Origin of the sequence: Floridaenema flaviceps BLCC-F50 (assembly GCF_041929275.2) — a bacterium.
GTDB lineage: Bacteria > Cyanobacteriota > Cyanobacteriia > Cyanobacteriales > Aerosakkonemataceae > Floridanema > Floridanema flaviceps.
Map to the genome: position 1 here is coordinate 18258 of NZ_JBHFNR020000003.1, position 20534 is coordinate 38791.

Here is a 20534-nt window from a genome sequence, read left to right on the forward strand (position 1 = left end):
TTCCCCCAAAAAAAGGGGGAATTAGCAAGTTTTTACAGGGTCAAAGATTGGGCATCATTTTCAATTAATTTCGCCAAATCTTGTAAGAATGCGGCAGCATGAGCACCGTAAATAATTCGGTGATCGGCGGTAATATTTACCTGCATTTGCTGTTTGACTCCGAACATTCCATCAGCGGTTGCTACTACTTGGGGACGGGAAGCACCGATCGCTAAAATTGCCCCTTGTCCTGGTGGTAAAATTGCATCAAAACGGTCTACACCAAACATTCCCAAGTTGGAAAGGGTGAAAGTTCCAGAGTTATATTCTTGAGGTTGGAGTTGTTTGGAACGAGAGCGATCGACCAAATCTTTCCAACTACGCGACAAGGAATAAATATCTAATTTGTCAGCATTTTGCAACACTGGCGTAATCAAACCACCATCATCCATTGCTACTGCAACGGCAACATTAATTGCTGAATTATACTGAATTCCTTGCTCGGTATAACTAGCATAAAGCAATGGGTGTTTAACTAATGTCACTGCCACCGCTTTAGCTAACAATGCCGTCATCGTTACACCTTTGGACTTAATCTGTTTGTAGAGTTTGTCCAAATTATCGGTAGTAATGGTGTAACCAACATGGAAGATAGGCACTGTTAAGCTGGCTACCATGTTCCGCACAACGGCATTTTGCAGCGTGGTAAAGCCAACTACTTGACCGGGAACTGCCGGAACGGGTGCGGGTGCGGGTGCAGGTCTAGCAGCGGGTGCGGGTGCGGGTGTAAAGGTGGGAACTGTAGGTGCAACGGCTACGGGTGCGGGGGCGGGTGCTTTTCCGGCAGCAGCTTCCACATCTTCTGCTACAATTCGACCGTGAGGGCCGCTACCTTTGAGACTATTTAAGTCTACTTTCAGTTCTTTGGCTAGTTTCCGGGCGCGTGGGGAAACTACAATGCGATCGTCACTGCGACTTGCTGCACCATTGGAAGTAGCCGCTGCTACAGCAACAGGTTCTTCTGTCTTTGCAGGTGCGGGAGTTGGTGCAGCAGCAGGACTAGTTTTGCCCGCTGCTTGTTGCTTGGCTGTTTCTATTTCGGCTTCGGTTTCTGCGACTAAGGCGATCGCTGCACCCACAGGCGCAACTCCACCCGCTTCTACAATAATGGTGGCTAAATATCCTCCATAGAAGGATTCTACATCCATATCTGCCTTATCTGATTCCACCACCACAACTGTTTCGCCTTTTTCAATCTTGTCCCCAGCAGATTTTACCCAGGAAACAATCTTGCCTTCGGTCATTGTGGAACTGAGGGCGGGCATGAAAACTTCGTGAATCATTGCTAATTCTTACTTGCTAATTACTAATTGACATTTGTCATTTGTCCTTTGTCATTCGTCATTTGTAATGGGTTTTCACCTATGAACAATGACCAATGACATAAGACTTTTAATCCTAAATATCACCGCGAATTTCTTCTACTACTCCATCTCGTAGCAGAATTTCAACTTGCCATTTATCGAGCAAATTGTCTCCCAATTCCACAGTAAAAATGCTTTCAATTGTGCCTTGACTCACTTCTTGGTTGAGTTCCAATAATTGCACTTGTTGGAGTTGTTGCAGAGATTGATTTTTCTGTTCTAGCAACTCGCTTTTTCTTTGATTGACCTGACTTTGAATGTTGTCTATTTGTTGCATTACTTGAGGGCCAGGGGGCTGAATACTTTGCTTTTGCAGTTCAGTAATTGCCCTTTGTCCTTGAACTTCTAACTGTTGCAATTGCTGATCTAGTTGATTGAGTTGTCCTTGGAGTTGTTGTTGTGCTTCTTCCTTCCAACGAGGAGTGACAATGGCTTTAATGTTAATTGGGCGCTTTAGTAGGAGTTGATTTTTGGGAATATCCATGACTAGGTTTAACTTTTATTGTGGTTAAGGAGCGATGTTTCATCAGTAGAAGTTAAAGGTAAATTGCAAATACATTTAAACTTTTAATTTGCATTTTTACCTGCAATGTGCATTTTAATTGTTCAAGGTGAAAGAGTGAAATAGGCTATTTTCTACTTCACCCTTTATTGTCCCTTATGCTGGGATTTACTCACCAATTACGGAGTCACCCCTTGTAACTTCTCACTGATGTTTTTAGAACATCCCGTCGATCATATCGCGATAGCGTTCCATCACGACAGGTCGGCGGACTTTCAATGTTTGAGTTAACATTCCATTTTCGATCGAAAATGCTTCCTCAAGCAATCTGAACGGGCCAATGCGATCGTCAGGACGGAAACCTGGACGGTTCTGCACTTCGCGAGTCAGTTCTTTACGGAATAATTCCTGAACAATCTTACTATCAAGTTTGATTTGTTCGTGGTCAGCTGAGAAGGTTTCGTTAGGTAGCACTAATTGTAAGTTTTGCGATAGTGCCCATTGCTTGAGGGCTTCAATGTTTGGCACAATTAGAGCACCTAGCGATCGCTGATCCTGCCCCACTAGCATAATCTGATCGATATAAGGGCTACGCAGACAAGCATCTTCAATTGGTTGAGGTTCAATATTTTCCCCATTGGTCAACACGATTGTATCTTTCTGTCTTCCAGTGAGTACCAAATCGTTATTTTCTGTTAACCATCCCAAATCACCGCTATCGAACCAACCTTCGGGATCGATCGCTTTTTTCGTAGCTTCCGGGTTCTTATAATATCCTTGCATCACCTGCGGCCCCCGCAGCAACACAATCCCAGTTTTCCCCACAGGTAAAGGTTGGCGAGTTTCTGGATCGACTATTTTCGCCTCAGTACCGGGAATGGGTTGTCCCGCAGAACCTCTTAAATTATGCCAATAACGACGGGCGTGAGTCACAGGAGAAGTTTCGGTTAAACCATATCCCACCAAAATTTCTAACCCGACAATTTGATAAAAGTTTTCTAAGTGCATCGCTAGAGAACCACCACCACTGATAAAATATTTCATCCTTCCACCAGTAGCTTCTCTGACTGTTTTATATACTAGCTTGTCTCCCAAAAAGTGCAAAGGCCAATAAATAATTGCTTGCAGTCCTCCTAATAGTTTGTCACCCAATGCAGGCGGGTGAGGTTTTAATACTAAACCTTGCCAAATTCGCTTTCCTTGAATGTGACGTAGACTAAATTCAAAAAGGTTATTAACTAATTTTTGCTTATTCTCTGGTTGTTCCCGGAATTTCTTTTGCACCCCTTCATAAACTGATTCTAAAAGTCGGGGAACACCGATCATATATTGCGGTTTAAAGTCTTTGAAGTCTTGTTTAATATGACGAATGCTGGTATAAATTTGGTGGCAACCTTGAGACAGGACATAATATTCCGCAGTCCGCCCAAAAGTATGCCAAGTGGGAAGAATGGAAAGGGCAATATCTCCGACATGAGGTTGGATAACTGCGCCCAAGGTAGTGATTTGATGCAGTAAATTTCCGTGAGTTAGCCTTACGCCTTTGGGTTTTCCGGTGGTTCCAGAGGTGTAAAGTAAAGTGGCGAGGGTGTTGTGATTTTGCTTAATTAGTTTTAACTCTTGAGATGCGCCATCTGCCATTACTTGAGAAAAGTTGAGAACTTTAATTTCTCCAAAACTTTCCAGTTTTTCATCTGAGAGTAAAACTATCAGTTGGATGGGGAACTTTAAAAGCCGATCGCCTAATTTTTTCAGCGTCTTTAAGTCTTCTACTACTAAAACCGTACTGCCGCTATGCTCGATAATATACAATAATTCTTCTGTTTCCGCAGTGGAACTGCGAACTACATCTGCTGCCCCAGCCATCATAATACCTTGGTCAGCAATCATCCACCGATAACTATTGTCAGAAATTAGGGCGACACGGGGCGGATCAGAAGAATCATCACTTTCTACTAATGACAATAAGCCATTGGCTTGCAATCCAGCTGCAAATTGCTGAATTTGCTGGTAAAGTTGGGGATACGTAAGTATAACCTCTGGTTTACTGTGCGGATCGTGGAGGGCGATCGCATTGGCGAATTTTTGGGCTGCGATCGGCCAAATTTCCGGCAAAGATTGGGCAAAAGAGTAATCTACAACGAGTTTTAACTTTTCCCGTTCTAAATCGGACATTCTGTAAGAACTGACAGCACTAGCAGAGTTTTTCATAGTCATTTCTTTAACCACTTCCGCTTTCACCATAACTCTTAGCGAGGCTATTTTAGCGATAATCTGTAGACAGAATCACTATTGTCTGGGTCAATTCCCGATCGTTGACGCACAAACAGCGTACTGTTTAGCTTAACTTATATCATTCACAAGTTATTCAAAAGCCAGTTTTGAACCGTTCTCCAGGTTTTCCGCTAAAAATAATACAGTAGAGATTTTTATCAAGGGGCAATGAATATGACATTAACAGATTGTCTATTACTGACTTTAGTAAACACCGTCATTTGCATTACTTTGCCCAGAGTATTGTCATTTGTCAAATCGAATCAAGCTGAAAACACAGTTAATGTAAACTAATGTTGCAAGAGTACGACTAAAGTCGTTACAACGAACCGTGAGAAATTTGGTTCGTTGTAGCGACTTTAGTCGTCCTTTAAGTAGGTGCAAATAAATAAAGTGATAATAGTTATATGAGGATGGGGCGGGCAGGATGCCCACCCCACAAGAAAGCTATAACTCTTGTGGGGTGGGCATCCTGCCCGCCCTACTTTTCACTTTATTTACCTATACCTACTTATTTATTTTGTTTCTGTCTCCATAAAGCCCGAACTACGCGAATTTCTCCATAGCTGTACTCTTCTTCGAGATATTCGTAAATTGGTTTTAACATTTCTACAGCACCAATGTCTTCCATTGCTTGCCAAATAACTTTTTGTCTTTCAGGAGAAACTAATTGATTGATATCTACCGTTTCTCCCATTTCCCACAATTCTGCTAAATGTACGAAAATAGTACTAGCTTTGAGATTGCGCTGTTGGGCAATTTCTTCAACGGTCAAACCTTGCTGAAATAAGTGTAAACTCATTAATTGAGTTGTGGATGGTGTTGGTGTTTCAATTTTCCCATCATCAGTAGCTACTGATAAACCTTGTTCTTGGCGATAAGCGCGAATTTCTTTTAAAAAAACCGCCCCATATTGCGAGAGTTTACTGCTACCAACTCCCGACAATTCTCCGAATGCTAATAAAGTTTCCGGTTGAACTTGCGCCATTAATTTCAAAGTAGAATCATGGAAAATTACATAAGGGGGAACGCCTTGATCGTCAGCGAGTTTTTTCCGCAGAGAACGCAACCTTTCATATAATACTTCCATCCCGGCTTTTTTCAGGTTTTTCTCTTCTTGAGTTACCTGCTTTTGCGCGGGCATTGCCAGGGAAACTTGCCTCTGTCGGCGCATAACTTCCCAACTTAACCCATTAAGTTTGAGGATAGCATAACCATCTGTGCTTTGCTCTAATAAACCTTGGTGAATTAGCGATCGACCTAAAAACTTCCACTCATCAGCAGTTTTATCCTTACCAATTCCATAAGTAGAAAGTTCATTATGCTTATTCTGTAAAACTTTCTGACCCTTAGAACCCCGCAATACATCAATAATATGATTCATGCCAAACCTTTCTTTACACCTAGCGACACAAGAGAGAAACTTCATCGCTTCAATTGTCCAATCTTCCACAGGTTTGGGATTAGCACAATTATCACATTTACCGCAATTTCCCGCAAAATATTCCCCAAAATAACTTAACTGAATCGTCCGCCGACAGTCCGTTCCTTCAGCATAATCAATCATTCTTCGTAACTGTTGACGGGCGATCATTTGTTCTTGAGGATCGGTTTTTTGATCGATCGCCCATTCAATTTTTTTCAGGTCGCCATAACTAAAATATATTGTACAATGAGCAGGTTCCCCATCTCTTCCCGCCCTACCCGCTTCTTGATAGTAACTTTCGATGTTTTTCGGCAAATCATAGTGAACTACTAACCGCACATCCGGCTTATTAATTCCCATGCCAAAAGCAATAGTGGCAACCATTACCTGCACATCATCTCGAATAAACCGCGTTTGATTAGTGCTGCGTTCTTCATCACTTAAACCTGCATGATAAGGCAAAGCATTTACTTCATCTTTTTGCAATCTAAAAGTTAATTCATCAACCCCCTTGCGACTGAGACAATAAACGATTACTGCCCCTTTAGCTTGCCGAATTTGTAATAATAATTCCGTATAACTGCTTTTAGCTTTGGGACGAACTTCGTAATAAAGATTTTGGCGATTAAAACTAGCAATATGAATAAAAGGATCTTGTAAATGTAACTGTTGTATAATATCTTGACGAACTCTTTCGGTAGCAGTAGCAGTTAATGCCATAACTGGCAGGTCTGGATAACGTTTGCGTAACAATTTCAATTGCCGATATTCAGGACGAAAGTCATGTCCCCACTCCGAAACACAGTGCGCTTCATCAATAGCAAAACCTGCAATTCCGACTTGATGCTGCACTAAATCTAAGAATGGTAAAAACTTTTCACTTAATAACCTTTCTGGGGCAACATAAAGTAGTTTAGTCTGTCCATTGCGAATACTTTCCTCTCGATGACGCACTTGCCAACCATTCAAACTACTATTAAGGAAAGTTGCGGAAATCCCATTATTTCGTAATGCTTCAACTTGGTCTTGCATCAGAGAAATCAGCGGTGACACCACCACTGTTACACCCTTTTTTAACATAGCTGGCAGTTGAAAGCAGAGAGATTTACCCCCGCCAGTTGGCATGACAATTAAGGAATCTTGATTTTTTAAAGCTTGTTCGACTATTTGCTTTTGTCCGGGGCGAAAGCTATCGTAACCAAAATAGTGTTTAAGTGCCTTTTCCAGGGAGGGAAACTGGGACATGATTTAATCAGTAGTGCGCTGACGATAGGAGTATTGTAGAACCATCGCTAGACAGGGCTGATTTGATCAGCGATTAGTTTATCCTAATAATTGTACTGGCAATTTAGCAAGGGAAAAATCACTTATGCCGAAAGCTGTTTGGAATGGTGCTATTTTAGCAGAGAGCGATCGCACTGAGGTAGTCGAAGGAAACCATTACTTCCCCCCCGACGCGATTAACAAAGAGTATTTTAAGGATAGTAGCACTCACACCACCTGTCCTTGGAAAGGTGTTGCCAGTTACTATACGATCGAAGTAGAAGGACAACAAAACAAAGATGCCGCTTGGTACTACCCCCAAACAAAAGATGCCGCCAAAAAAATACAAGGATACATAGCATTTTGGAAAGGCGTAAAAGTCGAAGCCTAACCTATAGCTTGTAGGGTGCGTTAGCGCAGCGTAACGCACCATTCCTTTAATTCCAACTAACCAGAACTAGCCCTAAAACTAATCGACATAGCAGCCAACTGAGCCGTATCAACCGTCCGCACAGTAGAATCAAAAGAAGCATACAAACTCCGACTCCCACGAGTACCCCTATCCAAATCACCCAACAAATCATCAATCACCAAACTAGCATCATCTTCCAAAGACAAAGGCCCCCCTCTTTCCCCCCGACTAACCGCAATAGACTGCAATTTCTTCAACGCCTCTCTTAAAGGACTAGCACTAGCAATTACCAAAACCTCCACATTTCCCAAAGGCTTACCAACAGTAATTTTAAACGAATCTTTCCCCACTTCAGGAATTTGTCGCCTTTCCCCAGCCTTAATTAAAGCAGCATCACTTGTAGCAGTCCAACTATTAGGAAACAAAACCACCATTTCCCCTTCCGGCGTAATTACCAACAAAGTAACATAAAGGTCTTTCTCCTCCTTATTTTCAACCAAAAATTGCACGCGAGTTCCCAAAGGTAAATTAGGAATTACCCCTTGTATTTCCCCGGAATTTGGTTTAAAATTATTAGGTAACTGTGGCGAATTAATAGCACTTCCCCGAACCGTAAAAGCACTCGCCGCCACATCAATTGGTTGCCCAGTTTGGGAATCTAAAACTTTCATCAAAGCCGAAACTTTCAACTTAGATGAATCAGCATTTAAAGTTAATTTAACTAATCTTGCCGCTAATAAAGAGCGAAACTTAGCCTTTAATCTTTCCACACCAGCCGTAACATTTTCCTTAGCAGCACCAAAAGAACCAGGAATTAAATCTAAACCAGGTGCATATAAACCCAAACTTCCAACTGGGGGAATATCAGCAACCTTTCTTTCTTGAAGTTCCTGATAATTCGCCTCAGTCATCCGACCAAAAATATATTGTACTTCCTTTTTTCCTAATTCTGTTGGTTCAATCCGATTCAGGCGAGAAAGGGCTTGAGAAGCTGTTGGTTTATCTGTCCCCAAAGACTCATCTAAACCAATGCGTAAACTTAAATTATTCGGAATTGCCCTAGCTTGTTCTTGTAAGATTAATCCCGGTTTAATTGCCTTTAATTGAGAAGTTTCGAGGATAGTTCCTTGGGCGACTAATCCATTATTTGGATTGCGGGAATCTAAGCGGACAATTCCCAAAATTTTGCTTTGATTATCGACAATAGAAAATAGCGCATTTTTGTTAAAGGCAGCAATAGATTGCGGTTCAATTCCGCCCAACCAAAACTCAACTGATTTACCGGAAACTTTGGTAATCACAGCTTCAGCCGAGGGGAGTTGATGTTTCAGGAAATAAGCAGGTTTTTTCTCGTTATTGCTATCTTTTTTAACTTCAAATTCCGGGATTTGTCGGGTACTAGAAATCCGGGTAGTGCTGCGAGCAACATTGGCGATAATACTATTAATTGGTTCATCAGAGGTAGTTTGCCAAAGATACTGAGTTAAAACATAAGTAAAAGCGCCAGCATGAAACCCATCAAAAGGCGTATCAGCCGCTAATTGACTTCGCGCCGCCGAAGCAATGACAATACCTTTAGCAATACTTTTTTGCCGTTCTTGTTTCAGCCATTCCCGTGATTTCCCCATCTGAGAAAGCCATTGTTCCTGATAGCTTCGTTCCATCGGGCTAGGGTTAACTTTTGCGCCGCCATTAATCGCACGAATAGTTAAATTACCGCGTTTTCCGCCCCCGGAATGACAGCTATCCAGAACTACCGCTACATTTTCCGTTTGTAAGGCAGACATTAATAAAAAGAGAGTTTCTCCCATAACATCCGAGACAATTGTTTGTTCGGCTGATGTGGAAATTTCCCGGTCAATGGGCACAAAGGTACTATTTAATAAGTCAGATGCACCACTATCAGGGTCAAAGACTCGCGAACCATGACCGGAAAAATGATAAACTACCACATCTCCCGGTTTGGCTTGTTTAATTAAGTGTTCTTCAAAAGCTTGTAAGATACCTGCACGGGTGGGTTTAATCGGGGTTTCATCGGTGACTAAAAGAATATCTTTGGGATTAAAACCAAAGCGGTGAATTAGTAATTCTCGTTGTAAATAAGTATCATTGATGCAACCTTTTAAGGGATCATCAGGATAGTTGTTAATTCCCACTAATAGCGCCAGTTTCCGGGGGGTGTTTTGTGCCAAGACTTTTGCATAGCGCCAACTGTGTTGTTGAATATCGAGTTGACTTAATCCCAGAGTGGCGAGGGTAGATGTAGCAAATTGAAGGAAATGACGACGTTTCATGAGGGGCGGGGTTAAGATATGAGGCAATATTTTCTAGAGATAGCTTAACTTAGGACGGGGAAACATCATGAACCAGAAAACGCTGTTGTGGACAACTGCCCTTATCGCCACATTGGGTATTGTAACGGGTGTTCCTGGTGGGATTTTTGCACAATCGTCAACACCTTCAACCCAACAATCTGCTGAACTGGAAGAAGCTAAACGTCTCCAGCAACAGGTTATTCAGCTTTACCAGCAGGGTAAATATGCTGAAGCAATTCCCCTCGCACAACGCTCTCTAGCCATCTTTGAAAAAGTCCTGGGTTCTGAGCATCCCAGTGTCGCTACTAGCCTCAACAACCTGGCATTACTGTACAAAGAGATAGGCAACTACGCCCAAGCCCTACCTCTGTATCAACGCTCTCTAGCCATCTCTGAAAAAGCCCTTAGCTCCGAGCATTCCATTGTGGCTACTAGCCTCAACAACCTGGCAGTACTTTACCGAAACATGGGCAACTACGCTCAAGCGGAACCTTTATACCAACGCTCTCTAGCCATCTTTAAAAAAGTTCTGGGTTCTGAGCATCCTCTTGTGGCTAATAGCCTCAACAGCCTGGCGGAACTCTACCTAGATATGGGCAACTATGCCCAAGCCGAACCTCTTTACCAACGCGCTCTAGCCATCAGAGAAAAAGTCCTGGGTTCGGAGCATCCCAGTGTTGCTACTAGCCTCAACAACCTGGCAGAACTGTACCGACAGATGGGCAACTACGCTCAAGCGGAACCTTTGTACCAACGCTCTCTAGCCATCTTAGAAAAAGTCCTGGGTTCGGAGCATCCCAATGTCGCTACTAGCCTCAACAACCTGGCAGCACTGTACCACCAGATGGACAACTACGTCCAAGCGGAACCTTTGTACCAACGCTCTCTAGCCATCCGGGAAAAAGTCCTGGGTTCGGAGCATCCCAGTGTTGCTACTAGCCTCAACAACCTGGCAGAACTGTACCGAGAGATGGGCAACTACGCTCAAGCGGAACCTTTGTACCAACGCTCTCTAGCCATCTTTGAAAAAGTTCTGGGTTCTGAGCATCCTCTTGTGGCTAATAGCCTCAACAGCCTGGCGGAACTCTACCTAGATAGGGGCAAATACGCCCAAGCCGTACCTCTATTGCAACGCTCTCTAGCCATCACAGAAAAAGCCCTGGGTTCGGAGCATCCCAATGTCGCTACTAGCCTCAACAACCTGGCAAGACTGTACCAAGATATGGGCAACTACGCTCAAGCGGAACCTTTGTACCAACGCTCTCTAGCCATCTTAGAAAAAGTCCTGGGTTCGGAGCATCCCAATGTCGCTCCTAGCCTCAACAACCTGGCAAGACTGTACCAAGATATGGGCAACTACGTCCAAGCCGAACCTTTGTACCAACGCTCTCTAGCCATCCAGGAAAAAGCCCTGGGTTCTGAGCATCCCGATGTGGCTACTAGCCTCAACAACCTGGGATTACTGTACCAAGATATGGGCAACTACGCCCAAGCGGAACCTTTGTCCCAACGCTCTCTAACCATCAGAGAAAAAGTTCTGGGTTCTGAGCATCGTGATGTGGCTACTAGCCTTAACAGCCTGGGATTACTGTACCAAAATATGGGCAACTACGCCCAAGCGGAACCTTTGTACCAACGCTCTCTAACCATCAGAGAAAAAGTCCTGGGTTCTGAGCATCGCGATGTGGCTACTAGCCTCAACAACCTGGCAAGACTGTACCAAGATATGGGCAACTACGTCCAAGCGGAACCTTTGTACCAACGCTCTCTAGCCATCTTAGAAAAAGTCCTGGGTTCTGAGCATCCCAACGTGGCTACTAGCCTCAACAACCTGGCAGGACTGTACCACCAGATGGACAACTACGTCCAAGCGGAACCTTTGTACCAACGCTCTCTAGCCATCCGGAAAAAAGTCTTGGGTTCGGAGCATCCCAACGTGGCTACTAGCCTCAACAACTTGGCAATACTGTACACACAGATGGGCAATTACGCCCAAGCCGAACCTTTGTACCAACGCTCTCTAGCCATCTTAGAAAAAGTCCTGGGTTCTGAGCATCCCAACGTGGCTACTAGCCTCAACAACCTGGCAGTACTGTACCGAGAAATAGGCAACTATGCTCAAGCCGAACCTTTGTACCAACGCTCTTTAGCCATCTTTGAAAAAGCCCTGGGTTCTGAGCATCCCGATGTCGCTCAAAGCCTCAACAACCTGGCAGTACTGTACCAAGCGCAAGGAGACATCGCCCGTGCGCTGGCATTTTTGACTCGTGGAGTTAATCTCGAAGAACAACACCTAGCTGTCAACCTTACCATTGGCTCAGAATCTCAAAAACGTGCCTACATGGATACTCTTTCTGGGACAACAGACGCAACTGTTTCTCTGCACATCCAATATGCAGCCAACAACCCGGAAGCTGCACGCCTCGCTCTAACTACAGTTTTACATCGCAAAGGTCGCATTCTGGAAGTTCTCACCGATAGCCTCATCAGTCTGCGTCAAAACATCACCCCAGAAAACCAAACCTTACTCGACCAACTTAACGCCACTCGCAGCCAACTCGCTGCCCTAATTTTCAACCCACCGAAAAACCTTTCCCTGGAACAATATCGCACTCAAGTTGCCAACCTGAAAACCCAAGCGGAAAAACAGGAAGCAGAATTAGCCCGTCGTTCCTCTGAATTCCGCAAGATTTCTCAACCTGCAACCATTGAAGCTATTCAAAAACTGATTCCGCAAAATGCCGCTTTAGTCGAATTAGTGTTTTACTATCCTCTTGATGCCAAAACTGACAAATTTGGCAAACCTCGTTATGTTGCTTATATTCTCAACCCTGACGGTAAGATTCAATGGGTGGATTTAGGGGAAGCAGAACCTATTAACCAAACTGTCACCGAATTCCGTCAAGCTTTGCAATCTCAATCTCCCAACATTCAAAAAATTGCTCGCACTCTCGATGAAAAACTCATGCAACCAATTCGGCAACGTTTGGGCAATACTCGCACTGTTTTAATTTCTCCTGATAGCCAACTTAATTTAATTCCGTTCGCTGCTTTGGTTGATGAAAATAACCGCTATTTAGTGGAAAACTATTCTATTACTTATCTCGGTTCAGGACGTGACTTATTGCGCTTACAAAATCCCGTCGCTAGTCGTTCTAATCCTGTGCTTTTAGCTAATCCTGATTATAGTAATCCCGGCAATCCAGCGGTGCAAGTTGCTAATAAAACTCGTGGCAATAATAGCCAACGTTCCACCGACTTAGCCCAAATCCAATTCGGCCCTCTACCCGGTACACTCAAAGAAGCGGAAGCTATTACACCTCTGCTTTCGGGAATCCAAAAATTAACAGGTTCTCAAGCTACAGAAAACGCCCTGAAAAAACTTAAAAACCCTCATATTGTACACATTGCGACTCACGGCTTTTTCTTGGAAGATGTGGAATTAGTCGCACCGCCAACTGGGTTTAGTCGCAGTCTTTGGGTTGAACCTGATTTTAGCGTTAAACCCCGTCGTCGGGTAACAGGAAATCAAGAAAATCCGTTATTAAGGTCTGGTTTAGCAATGGCGGGTTTTAATGTTCGTAAAAGTGGGGATGAAGATGGGGTTTTAACGGCGATGGAAGCTGCTGCTTTGAATTTATGGGGAACGAAATTAGTCGTATTATCTGCTTGTGAAACTGGGGTGGGAGATGTGGCAAATGGTGAGGGTGTTTTAGGTTTGCGCCGTGCTTTTGTGTTGGCGGGTGCGGAAACTCAGGTGTTGAGTTTGTGGAAGGTTGATGATGATGGAACTAAGGATTTAATGGTGAGTTATTATCGCCGTTTGTTGAATAATGAGGGGCGTTCTTCGGCTTTGCGTGAGATTCAGTTGGAGATGTTGCGGGGTAATAAGTATCAACATCCTTATTATTGGGCGGCTTTTATTCCTTCTGGTGATTGGAATGCGATGGGCTCGGTGTCGCGTTGATAAAATTTGTCATATTATGTCCGATAAGATTACCCAAAACAATGTAGAGACGTTATATATAACGTCTCTACATTATTTTGGATTAAAGATATTTGGCTGAGCAGCCGGATATGATATAAGGGCGGGTTTTGTTGTAATTCTTTGGTTGTGAATCCCTAGATTAAGGGCGGGTTTTGTTGTAATTCTTTGATTGTGATTACAGAATTTTCTGCTAAACCCGCCCCTACCAAATCAAATCTTTCCCAGTCCCCAGTCCCTAGTCCCCTGTGGAAATATGGTGGAATGGTGCGTTACACTGGCGTTAACGCACCCTACAAATCACATCTTTCCCAGTTCCCAGTCCCTAGTCCCCTGTGGAAATATGGTGGAATGGTGCGTTACACTGGCGTTAACGCACCCTACCAAATCAAATCTTTCCCAGTCCCCAGTCCCTAGTCCCCTGTGGAAATATGGTGGAATGGTGCGTTACACTGGCGTTAACGCACCCTACAAATCAAATCTTTCCCAGTCCCTTTTATTCAGCTAAATCCAGTTTTAATTCTACTCTACCAGTATCATTCAAACGCTCGTTGTCTCGGAAAGGTGCAGCGTTAATCGGTTGGGGAGTTTGCCGATTAATTTGTAATTCTGCGTCTTTCCCTACCTGTAATGGGTTGTGACTGCCTTTTTTTGTCATCTGATAGCTTTCATTAATTTGGATAGCCCCAGCATTTGAGCCAAAAAATTGCCGATAGTCGCCTTCTGCTGTGCGAGTTTCAATTCCTTCTAAAGAGTCACCAGATAAGGTGAAATCATCCGTTTGTCGATCGCGTATTGTCTGAGATTGCGCTTGTACTGAACCAGCTAACACAATACTGGTAGACGCTAAAATTAGTAAAGTAGTTGGAATGATGGTTTTCATTATTTTGAACCCAATTAAATTTGGTTTCTTTTCGGGTTTGAAAACTTATTTATTTATATTTTTATCATATAATAGCTCTCCTCAAAAAACAGTCATCTTCTATACTAAGAAATTTTGATTAATGGAAATATAACTTAAAATAAGTTTTAGTAGTGTATGGGGTTGGTAATCTAATAAAAAAACTCATAATAGCTATTGGTGAGGCTAATTTGTTGATGACGAAAACTAAGTCAAAAGGGGAACAAGTGGCTTTCAAGTTTTTGGAATATGTTTCAAGTGAAGAGTTTAAATTTTAACAAGCGATCGCCACAGGTGTTTCATCGATCGATTAATATGAAAAGTCGGCAGCCGTTTAGTTAAAGGTATGGGTGAAGCGATCGATCTGACTCTCTCAAGGTAACTCGCCGCCAAAACCCGCCGAACTCGCCTGGAATTTATATTTATTTTTGGTTCACTTTGGAAAAAAAATCTGCTATACTGATTTATCGTGTGAATCTGTTAATATATAGATTCGAGCGGATGTGGCGGAATTGGCAGACGCGCCAGATTTAGGTTCTGGTTTCGCAAGAAGTGAAGGTTCAAGTCCTTTCATCCGCATAAAAATTTCATTTTACCGATGCAGTGTTTTTGTGACTTTACCCATAACTTTGCCGCAATTGCAAGCTTATGGTTCCATTTAGGAGTGGCAAACTTATGGTTCCGAATTTCTGAGAAGTGAATCGGGGTCATTCTTGACTTCACTTAGCTGTTTAATCCAAGTTGATATCGTATTTCAGACAAGGCGGCCTCGACTTGTTTCTCTCTGAAATAGGCTGGCTTTGCTAAACGTTTAGCAACTCGGCTCCGAGTGGGTTCCTGTCCTTCAGCATAAATTTCCAAGGCTGTCTGCTGAACATCTTTGCAGAGTTGCTCTATTGTATGGGTACGAACAGTCTTTCGATAGTCAATGTATCGTTCTGAGATCGCACGACACAAATCCAAAAACTGTCTGCGAAGGAACCGAGTATTGTAGCCAAGGCGTTTAGCTACCTCTTCCATGCAAGGCGGCGGATACTCGTCACCATCTTTGATTGCTTCTAGCTTCTGCCTGAGTTGGTCTAGGTCGCAATTGCTTTTGGGAGATATTTCTGTTTTTGGTCTTTGATGCTGAGAAACTATCGTTGCCTCATCAAGCGTCGCAGCGACGCAATCGCCACTCAAAAAATCTAGCAATAAGACTTTTAGGTTGTAACAAATTTGCGTGAGTACGCTAATTTGTGGTAAAGCTTTCCCCGTCTGCCACGTCCAGACCGTATTTTTGGGTTTTCCAATAAGACGAGCAAACGCAGCTATGTTTCCTTCGGTTATCCTGTCTATACATATAGAAAAAGCTTTTCCAATTTTTTGACTAGAAGGTGTCCAAGTCAGATTAGCTTGTGCAGCAACTAGCTCTCCAATACTTTTCACAGCCCAGAGTTGATATCGTAGCTCCTGTTCTGTCAAGCGATCGCAGACAGAAGATTCCGTATCAAGCTTACTACCCAGCCATTGACCGCATTTTGAACAGTAACCAGGTCGCGATCGCCATGCTAAAGGAGAAAGTGATTTCCCGCAATGAAAGCATTGGTGGAGCAGGGGTTGATGATGCTTCATACAAATGTCAACTCCATTGATTGCCCAAAGAAGTGGTTCGTAGATAAGCTGTTGAGCTTCTCGCCACTCCTCATAACAAATAGAGCAATAAGCCCAATTGTTACGTAGCAATCCCTTTGCTGGGAAAACTTCTGCCCAAGTTAGCATAGTCAGGAAGCGTAAATCTTGCCTCTGGGTCAGTATGGATAGCGCTTTCATCCAATTCTCTGCCATTACGCCAATTCCGTTGAATGTTCCTGTGTGACCAAACACACCCGTCCGAGTTCGGTTTTTAGTTAAGTCAATATCAGCAGGGACTTCTTTTATAAGTGGGGCAAGTTCTCTTTCCATCAAAATCCCAGAAGGAACGCAATGAGCCTCGGCTAATCGAGCAATATAACCAGTTAAGCTTTCTACCAATGGAGTACCAATACCTACAGGCCCTAACTGATACAATCGACTACGAGATGGAATGTTTTCCTTTTTTAAATTCCAAGATTCGTAAGTTGTTAATTCATTAGCTAACATCTTGTTGCACTCCAATGGGATCTCTTTTAGGTTTGCGTTTACCAACTTTTCCTCGTGAATGAGTGGTTTTAGGGGCTTCTTCTGGTAGTGGAACTGGTTTTGTTCCCAGTCCTAAAGCGGAACGTAAGTTTTGCACATCTGTTTCTGTTTCCGATAGCTGTCTCTCACCCTCTTGAATTTCTTTAAACATCCGCTGGCATTGAGCAACTGACCATGCACGTTTTTGTAAGTCTTTGAGATTGACAGTTGCTGCTTCTCGATCGAGAACATCTTTAAGAGCGCGTGTTAGCCAATTTTTCAGTATGCCGACACACCCAAGAGTACGTTCGTAAAAATATTCCCAATGAACAACTAAATCTGGGGTTTCTATAAGTGGCATTTGTTGTTGAAAAGTCAACAAAATGCTTTTAAAAGCCTGTACATCTTCTGGAACATCAGCACAATAACGACGAAAATGAATATCTACGCTTCGTCGTGACAGTTGACCGCTCAAATTACGGAATGTCAGTAATTCGTATGTACCTAACAAACAATGTAAGATGCCTGTTGTATTTGCCACAGATTTGAGACAATCTAGTTGATCTTGTAGTTTGTATCCGCTTGCCATTTTCCCGAAATGTTGCGCTTCATCTATGAAAAATACATCTGGTTTACGGTAACTGAGGGCATTTTCCAAAGCCCTGCGTAAGGCAGGTGCAACTACTTTTGGTTCAACATTAATTTTGCCAAAAATATCCCGATAGATGCCTCGAACACCGTAATTAACTTTGTGGTCGATTAGTGGTTCTTCCAAAGCTATTAAGGCGCGTGTATAGTAATCTTTCCAGTTGAAATTTCTCGATTCTGGGGCTACAGCTTCAACCCCAACAACCGGAACGTAACCGCGATCGCTTTCTAGCTTAGGCAATGCTAATTCTGTTAGTTTCCGTTCAACTCGTATTCGTAAAGTTGTTTTGCCAATCCCGCTAGGGCCATAAACAAAGATGAATGAAGCTCCTGCTGGTTCGGCAATTGTCCGCATCAAAGTTTCATAAACTTCCTTCAGTCTTGGATGTGCTACCGTGAAATTTTCAAAGTAAGCAAGCCTTTCTCCAATAGGTTCTTTGAGGAGTTCAATCGGAAATCCGGTAGATTTTGTCATAACTAAAACTCCTCATAAATGACTAATGTTTCTGGGGTATTCGTGATATCGTCTGGATAGACTGACTCATCTTCTATTGCTTGATTGTCAGTACTGCCCAAGGGAATTTGGATAACATTTGGTGGCGTATTACGACTGAAAGTAGCTTTTCCACCCTCAATTACCCTAAAGACTTCTTGAGCTTCTGCATCATAGGAACGTTGTTCTAATAGCGCTTCTTGCGCTTCTATTGATGCCAGAAATTCTGCTAGATTTTTGGCTGAAACTTTAGATTGCTTTGTATGGTTTTGTTGGCGTTTACGTAGTTCAGCACTAGCTAATTTCAATTCTTTTTCTGAACGGCCTTGAAATTCTGCATAATATTGGGAAATACACTGCACCCACTGTCCTCGAACAAAAGCATAAGCAGTGCCAATATCAAATGGGTCATATCTTACCTGTACAGAAGTGTTTTCAATTTGCGGATCTCGGAAAGTATTAGACCAGTAGTAGATTGAGTTGATTTTTACACCACGTCCACATTGAACTTTTGCCTTTCCCTCTGAAGTTGTGGGTAGAGTAAGTATTTGGAAGTTTTCATCGTAAGGAATCATGCGATGAAACCGACTGCCGCCGATCGCCATCCCAGCAGCAAACGCATCTCTCGGACTCTGGAAAAATGCCGGATGTTCGTCGGTGTCATAAACTTCATAAGCCCAGGCACAAAGATATTCGTAAAGTAAACCTAGTGTCCAGACAGCCTGATTCTTAGGATTAATTGACTTCGTTACTTGGCGAACGTTACGAGTTATCTGTGTATTGCCAAGCAAGTTGTGGACGAATTGAGTGTTGGAAGTGCCAAATAGACGTTCGCAGACCGATCCGAATCGCGCTTTAGCTGGAGGTCGTTGCTTTTTGGTACACTCAAAAGCAGCCAAAAGTGTTTCAAAGTAAATACTGTGAAACTCCGTACCGTTGTCTACTACAACTATTTGAGGAAGTCGTCCGTGACGCTTAACGCAGATTCGCAGCACCATTAAGCAAGAGCGATAAGAAGGCGAGTCAAAGGTCAGGTAAACTGCCAGTAACCTCCGCGAGTAAGCGTCTATGAGAAACGTTGCCCAAGGTCTGCCAAGATTGCGACCTGTGCGGGAGCAAACTAGTTCTACATCCAACTCGGTATGGTCGATATGACTAATTTCAAATGGGCGATCGCCATGTCTCGGTGTAGTTCTGGTAAGTTCCCAATAGAAAGATTCTTGTTGATAAGCTGCTCTACGACCTTGGCGTTTTTTGGTTTGCTCGTAACCATCACGTCGCTTTATTTCCTTGGTAAACGCTTTATAGCTGGGAGCAATTACACCAGCTTGTTCGCAAGCACGAACCAAAGACCCGTAAACCTCCCACTTTCTTTTTTGTTTAAGGGTTTCGTAGTCTTCGGAAATAAACTTCTCCATGATTGTCAAGGTATCTTCAGGCAGCTTGCGCTGACGATTGCCCTTGGCACTGCGATGAGATAAAAGCCCGATATAGCCACAACCATGTTGTGTGAGTGCAGCTAAATATTTAGCTTTCCAGTGTCGCAGAGTACGGGCTGGTATTGTTTCGTTTTCTATGGGTTGTCCGTTCAGATATGGTTCAATAGCTTTGTAACGGCAAAGGGCTTCAGCTTGATCTTCAGGACTTGCTTGATAAAATCGCTGCCAAGATTCTGAGCTAATAGCTGGTTTTTGTGGTGTCTGGACACTTTTGATTTTTCCTTGCCGGACTAGGTTCTCAAATACTGGCTTTGTGAGTTGACGTAACTGATTATTTTCCCCACCAAGGACAACCTCTGTTTCTCCAATGTGGATAATGTTTAAACCTGTACCATCCCAACTAATAGTCGTTCCAATAGCTAAGTCAATTACGGGAGAGATAACAGGAGTAGTTGGATTTGACGGTTCAACCATTAATCCATGAGCAATGGCTGTTTGTCGATCGCCAAAAACAAGGCATTTATCTGGTTCTGCAAGTGGTGCAGTATTTAGCTCTACATACAGTTGCTCCGATACAATTAATTTGTAAATTTCATCGGACTTAACTGTTGGTGACTGATTGAGTAATTCTGCTAAATTTATACCTAGTTGTGCCCAAACAAGCGACAGAACTGATTTGAAAATAGATTCTTCTACTGTTAAAGATTCTGCTCGATAGTAATCTTCTAAAAATAGAAGATTACGTTGAAGAATCCAATTAATTTTGCTGTCTGAACGGACGCAGTAATAAAATCCAAACTGATTAGCATAATCTTCTCCGGGTGGACAATGCCATTCACCATCTTCAGAAAGAAAGTAGCGATTAGAGTTTTTCTCTTGCAGCTTTTTCAATTCTTGCTCAGTTTTACATTCTTCCCACCCAGCCGAATTAGTTCGGAGAACAAATAAATCAGGAGTGTGTAAAACGCCTAATTTACGCCCGTTTTTTCCTTGATAGTCCAGCTTAATTTGTGGTGGTTGGTCGTAAAACTCTAAGACATCTTCATCGTGTTCTAGCTGATAGATAACTGGTAATTCAACCCGATGAGATTCAAATTGAATAGTGACTCCCATCTTGCAACTAGGGTAGCGTCCAGAAACATTTCTGCTACCACCACCTACACGACGGGAAGGTTCTGAAGAGCGAATTCGATCTACGATTTTTTGTTCTGCCTCCGAGAGATTAAGGCGATCGCACCAGTCTTTAAAGTCTTCTTTTGAGAGCATAAACCCCCTATCCAAAGAAACGATTCAGCTTTGGATTATTGATAATTGCTGATTAAGTTGTTAGGTAC

12 protein-coding genes and 1 tRNA gene are annotated in these 20534 nt (G+C 43.0%); 4 read left to right on the forward strand and 9 right to left on the reverse strand.

Translation table 11 applies throughout. The features are described from left to right. Window positions 1–32 precede the first annotated feature (32 nt). The 4 genes from ACE1CI_RS29190 to recQ form a co-directional block, all read right to left on the reverse strand. Window positions 33–1322 (reverse strand): dihydrolipoamide acetyltransferase family protein, encoded by a 1290-nt coding sequence (locus ACE1CI_RS29190; protein ID WP_413266099.1) that lies wholly within the window; start codon window positions 1320–1322, stop codon window positions 33–35. Between the two features lie 115 nt (window positions 1323–1437). Continuing rightward, window positions 1438–1887, reverse strand: a complete 450-nt coding sequence (locus tag ACE1CI_RS29195) for a YlqD family protein (protein WP_413266098.1) — start codon at window positions 1885–1887, stop codon at window positions 1438–1440. 234 nt (window positions 1888–2121) lie between these two features. Then, window positions 2122–4116, reverse strand: coding sequence for an AMP-dependent synthetase/ligase (locus tag ACE1CI_RS29200; RefSeq protein ID WP_413266109.1), 1995 nt, complete (start codon window positions 4114–4116; stop codon window positions 2122–2124). A 574-nt stretch (window positions 4117–4690) separates the two neighbouring features. Further along, on the reverse strand, window positions 4691–6850 hold the full coding sequence (gene recQ / locus ACE1CI_RS29205) for a DNA helicase RecQ (RefSeq protein WP_413262964.1): 2160 nt from the start codon (window positions 6848–6850) through the stop codon (window positions 4691–4693). A 124-nt stretch (window positions 6851–6974) separates the two neighbouring features. Between recQ and ACE1CI_RS29210 the strand changes: the two genes are divergently transcribed. After that, window positions 6975–7259 (forward strand): DUF427 domain-containing protein, encoded by a 285-nt coding sequence (locus ACE1CI_RS29210; RefSeq protein WP_413262963.1) that lies wholly within the window; start codon window positions 6975–6977, stop codon window positions 7257–7259. A 56-nt stretch (window positions 7260–7315) separates the two neighbouring features. On the opposite strand, the gene ACE1CI_RS29215 is transcribed toward ACE1CI_RS29210, so the two are convergent. Then, complete coding sequence (locus ACE1CI_RS29215) at window positions 7316–9574, reverse strand: caspase family protein (protein ID WP_413262962.1); 2259 nt, start codon at window positions 9572–9574, stop codon at window positions 7316–7318. 67 nt (window positions 9575–9641) lie between these two features. On the opposite strand from ACE1CI_RS29215, the gene ACE1CI_RS29220 reads away from it, so the two are divergent. After that, on the forward strand, window positions 9642–13562 hold the full coding sequence (locus ACE1CI_RS29220; protein WP_496615906.1) for a tetratricopeptide repeat protein: 3921 nt from the start codon (window positions 9642–9644) through the stop codon (window positions 13560–13562). 192 nt (window positions 13563–13754) lie between these two features. Beyond that, on the forward strand, window positions 13755–13997 hold the full coding sequence (locus ACE1CI_RS29225) for a hypothetical protein (protein WP_496615907.1): 243 nt from the start codon (window positions 13755–13757) through the stop codon (window positions 13995–13997). 79 nt (window positions 13998–14076) lie between these two features. On the opposite strand, the gene ACE1CI_RS29230 is transcribed toward ACE1CI_RS29225, so the two are convergent. Continuing rightward, window positions 14077–14463 (reverse strand): hypothetical protein, encoded by a 387-nt coding sequence (locus tag ACE1CI_RS29230; RefSeq protein WP_413262960.1) that lies wholly within the window; start codon window positions 14461–14463, stop codon window positions 14077–14079. A 515-nt stretch (window positions 14464–14978) separates the two neighbouring features. Between ACE1CI_RS29230 and ACE1CI_RS29235 the strand changes: the two genes are divergently transcribed. Next, window positions 14979–15060, forward strand: a tRNA-Leu gene (locus ACE1CI_RS29235). A gap of 144 nt (window positions 15061–15204) precedes the next feature. On the opposite strand, the gene ACE1CI_RS29240 is transcribed toward ACE1CI_RS29235, so the two are convergent. Genes ACE1CI_RS29240 through ACE1CI_RS29250 form a run of 3 tightly spaced genes read right to left on the reverse strand, consistent with a single transcriptional unit; the run spans window position 15205 to window position 20466 of the window. Next, window positions 15205–16602 (reverse strand): TniQ family protein, encoded by a 1398-nt coding sequence (locus tag ACE1CI_RS29240; protein WP_413262958.1) that lies wholly within the window; start codon window positions 16600–16602, stop codon window positions 15205–15207. Further along, on the reverse strand, window positions 16592–17743 hold the full coding sequence (locus ACE1CI_RS29245; protein ID WP_413262957.1) for an ATP-binding protein: 1152 nt from the start codon (window positions 17741–17743) through the stop codon (window positions 16592–16594). Before ACE1CI_RS29245 ends, ACE1CI_RS29240 begins: the two co-directional genes overlap by 11 nt. A gap of 2 nt (window positions 17744–17745) precedes the next feature. Continuing rightward, the gene (locus tag ACE1CI_RS29250) at window positions 17746–20466 is read right to left on the reverse strand and encodes a TnsB C-terminal domain-containing protein (RefSeq protein ID WP_496615908.1); all 2721 of its coding nucleotides are present in this window, start codon (window positions 20464–20466) and stop codon (window positions 17746–17748) included. Window positions 20467–20534: the final 68 nt, after the last annotated feature.

Excerpts from the sequence above, each read along its gene's own strand:
- ACE1CI_RS29190 (WP_413266099.1), bottom strand. The coding sequence starts at position 1,322 with ATGATTCACGAAGTTTTCATGCCCGCCCTCAGTTCCACAATGACCGAA.
- ACE1CI_RS29195 (WP_413266098.1), bottom strand. The coding sequence starts at position 1,887 with ATGGATATTCCCAAAAATCAACTCCTACTAAAGCGCCCAATTAACATT.
- ACE1CI_RS29200 (WP_413266109.1), bottom strand. The coding sequence starts at position 4,116 with ATGAAAAACTCTGCTAGTGCTGTCAGTTCTTACAGAATGTCCGATTTA.
- recQ (WP_413262964.1), bottom strand. The coding sequence starts at position 6,850 with ATGTCCCAGTTTCCCTCCCTGGAAAAGGCACTTAAACACTATTTTGGT.
- ACE1CI_RS29210 (WP_413262963.1), top strand. The coding sequence starts at position 6,975 with ATGCCGAAAGCTGTTTGGAATGGTGCTATTTTAGCAGAGAGCGATCGC.
- ACE1CI_RS29215 (WP_413262962.1), bottom strand. The coding sequence starts at position 9,574 with ATGAAACGTCGTCATTTCCTTCAATTTGCTACATCTACCCTCGCCACT.
- ACE1CI_RS29220 (WP_496615906.1), top strand. The coding sequence starts at position 9,642 with ATGAACCAGAAAACGCTGTTGTGGACAACTGCCCTTATCGCCACATTG.
- ACE1CI_RS29230 (WP_413262960.1), bottom strand. The coding sequence starts at position 14,463 with ATGAAAACCATCATTCCAACTACTTTACTAATTTTAGCGTCTACCAGT.
- ACE1CI_RS29240 (WP_413262958.1), bottom strand. The coding sequence starts at position 16,602 with ATGTTAGCTAATGAATTAACAACTTACGAATCTTGGAATTTAAAAAAG.
- ACE1CI_RS29245 (WP_413262957.1), bottom strand. The coding sequence starts at position 17,743 with ATGACAAAATCTACCGGATTTCCGATTGAACTCCTCAAAGAACCTATT.
- ACE1CI_RS29250 (WP_496615908.1), bottom strand. The coding sequence starts at position 20,466 with ATGCTCTCAAAAGAAGACTTTAAAGACTGGTGCGATCGCCTTAATCTC.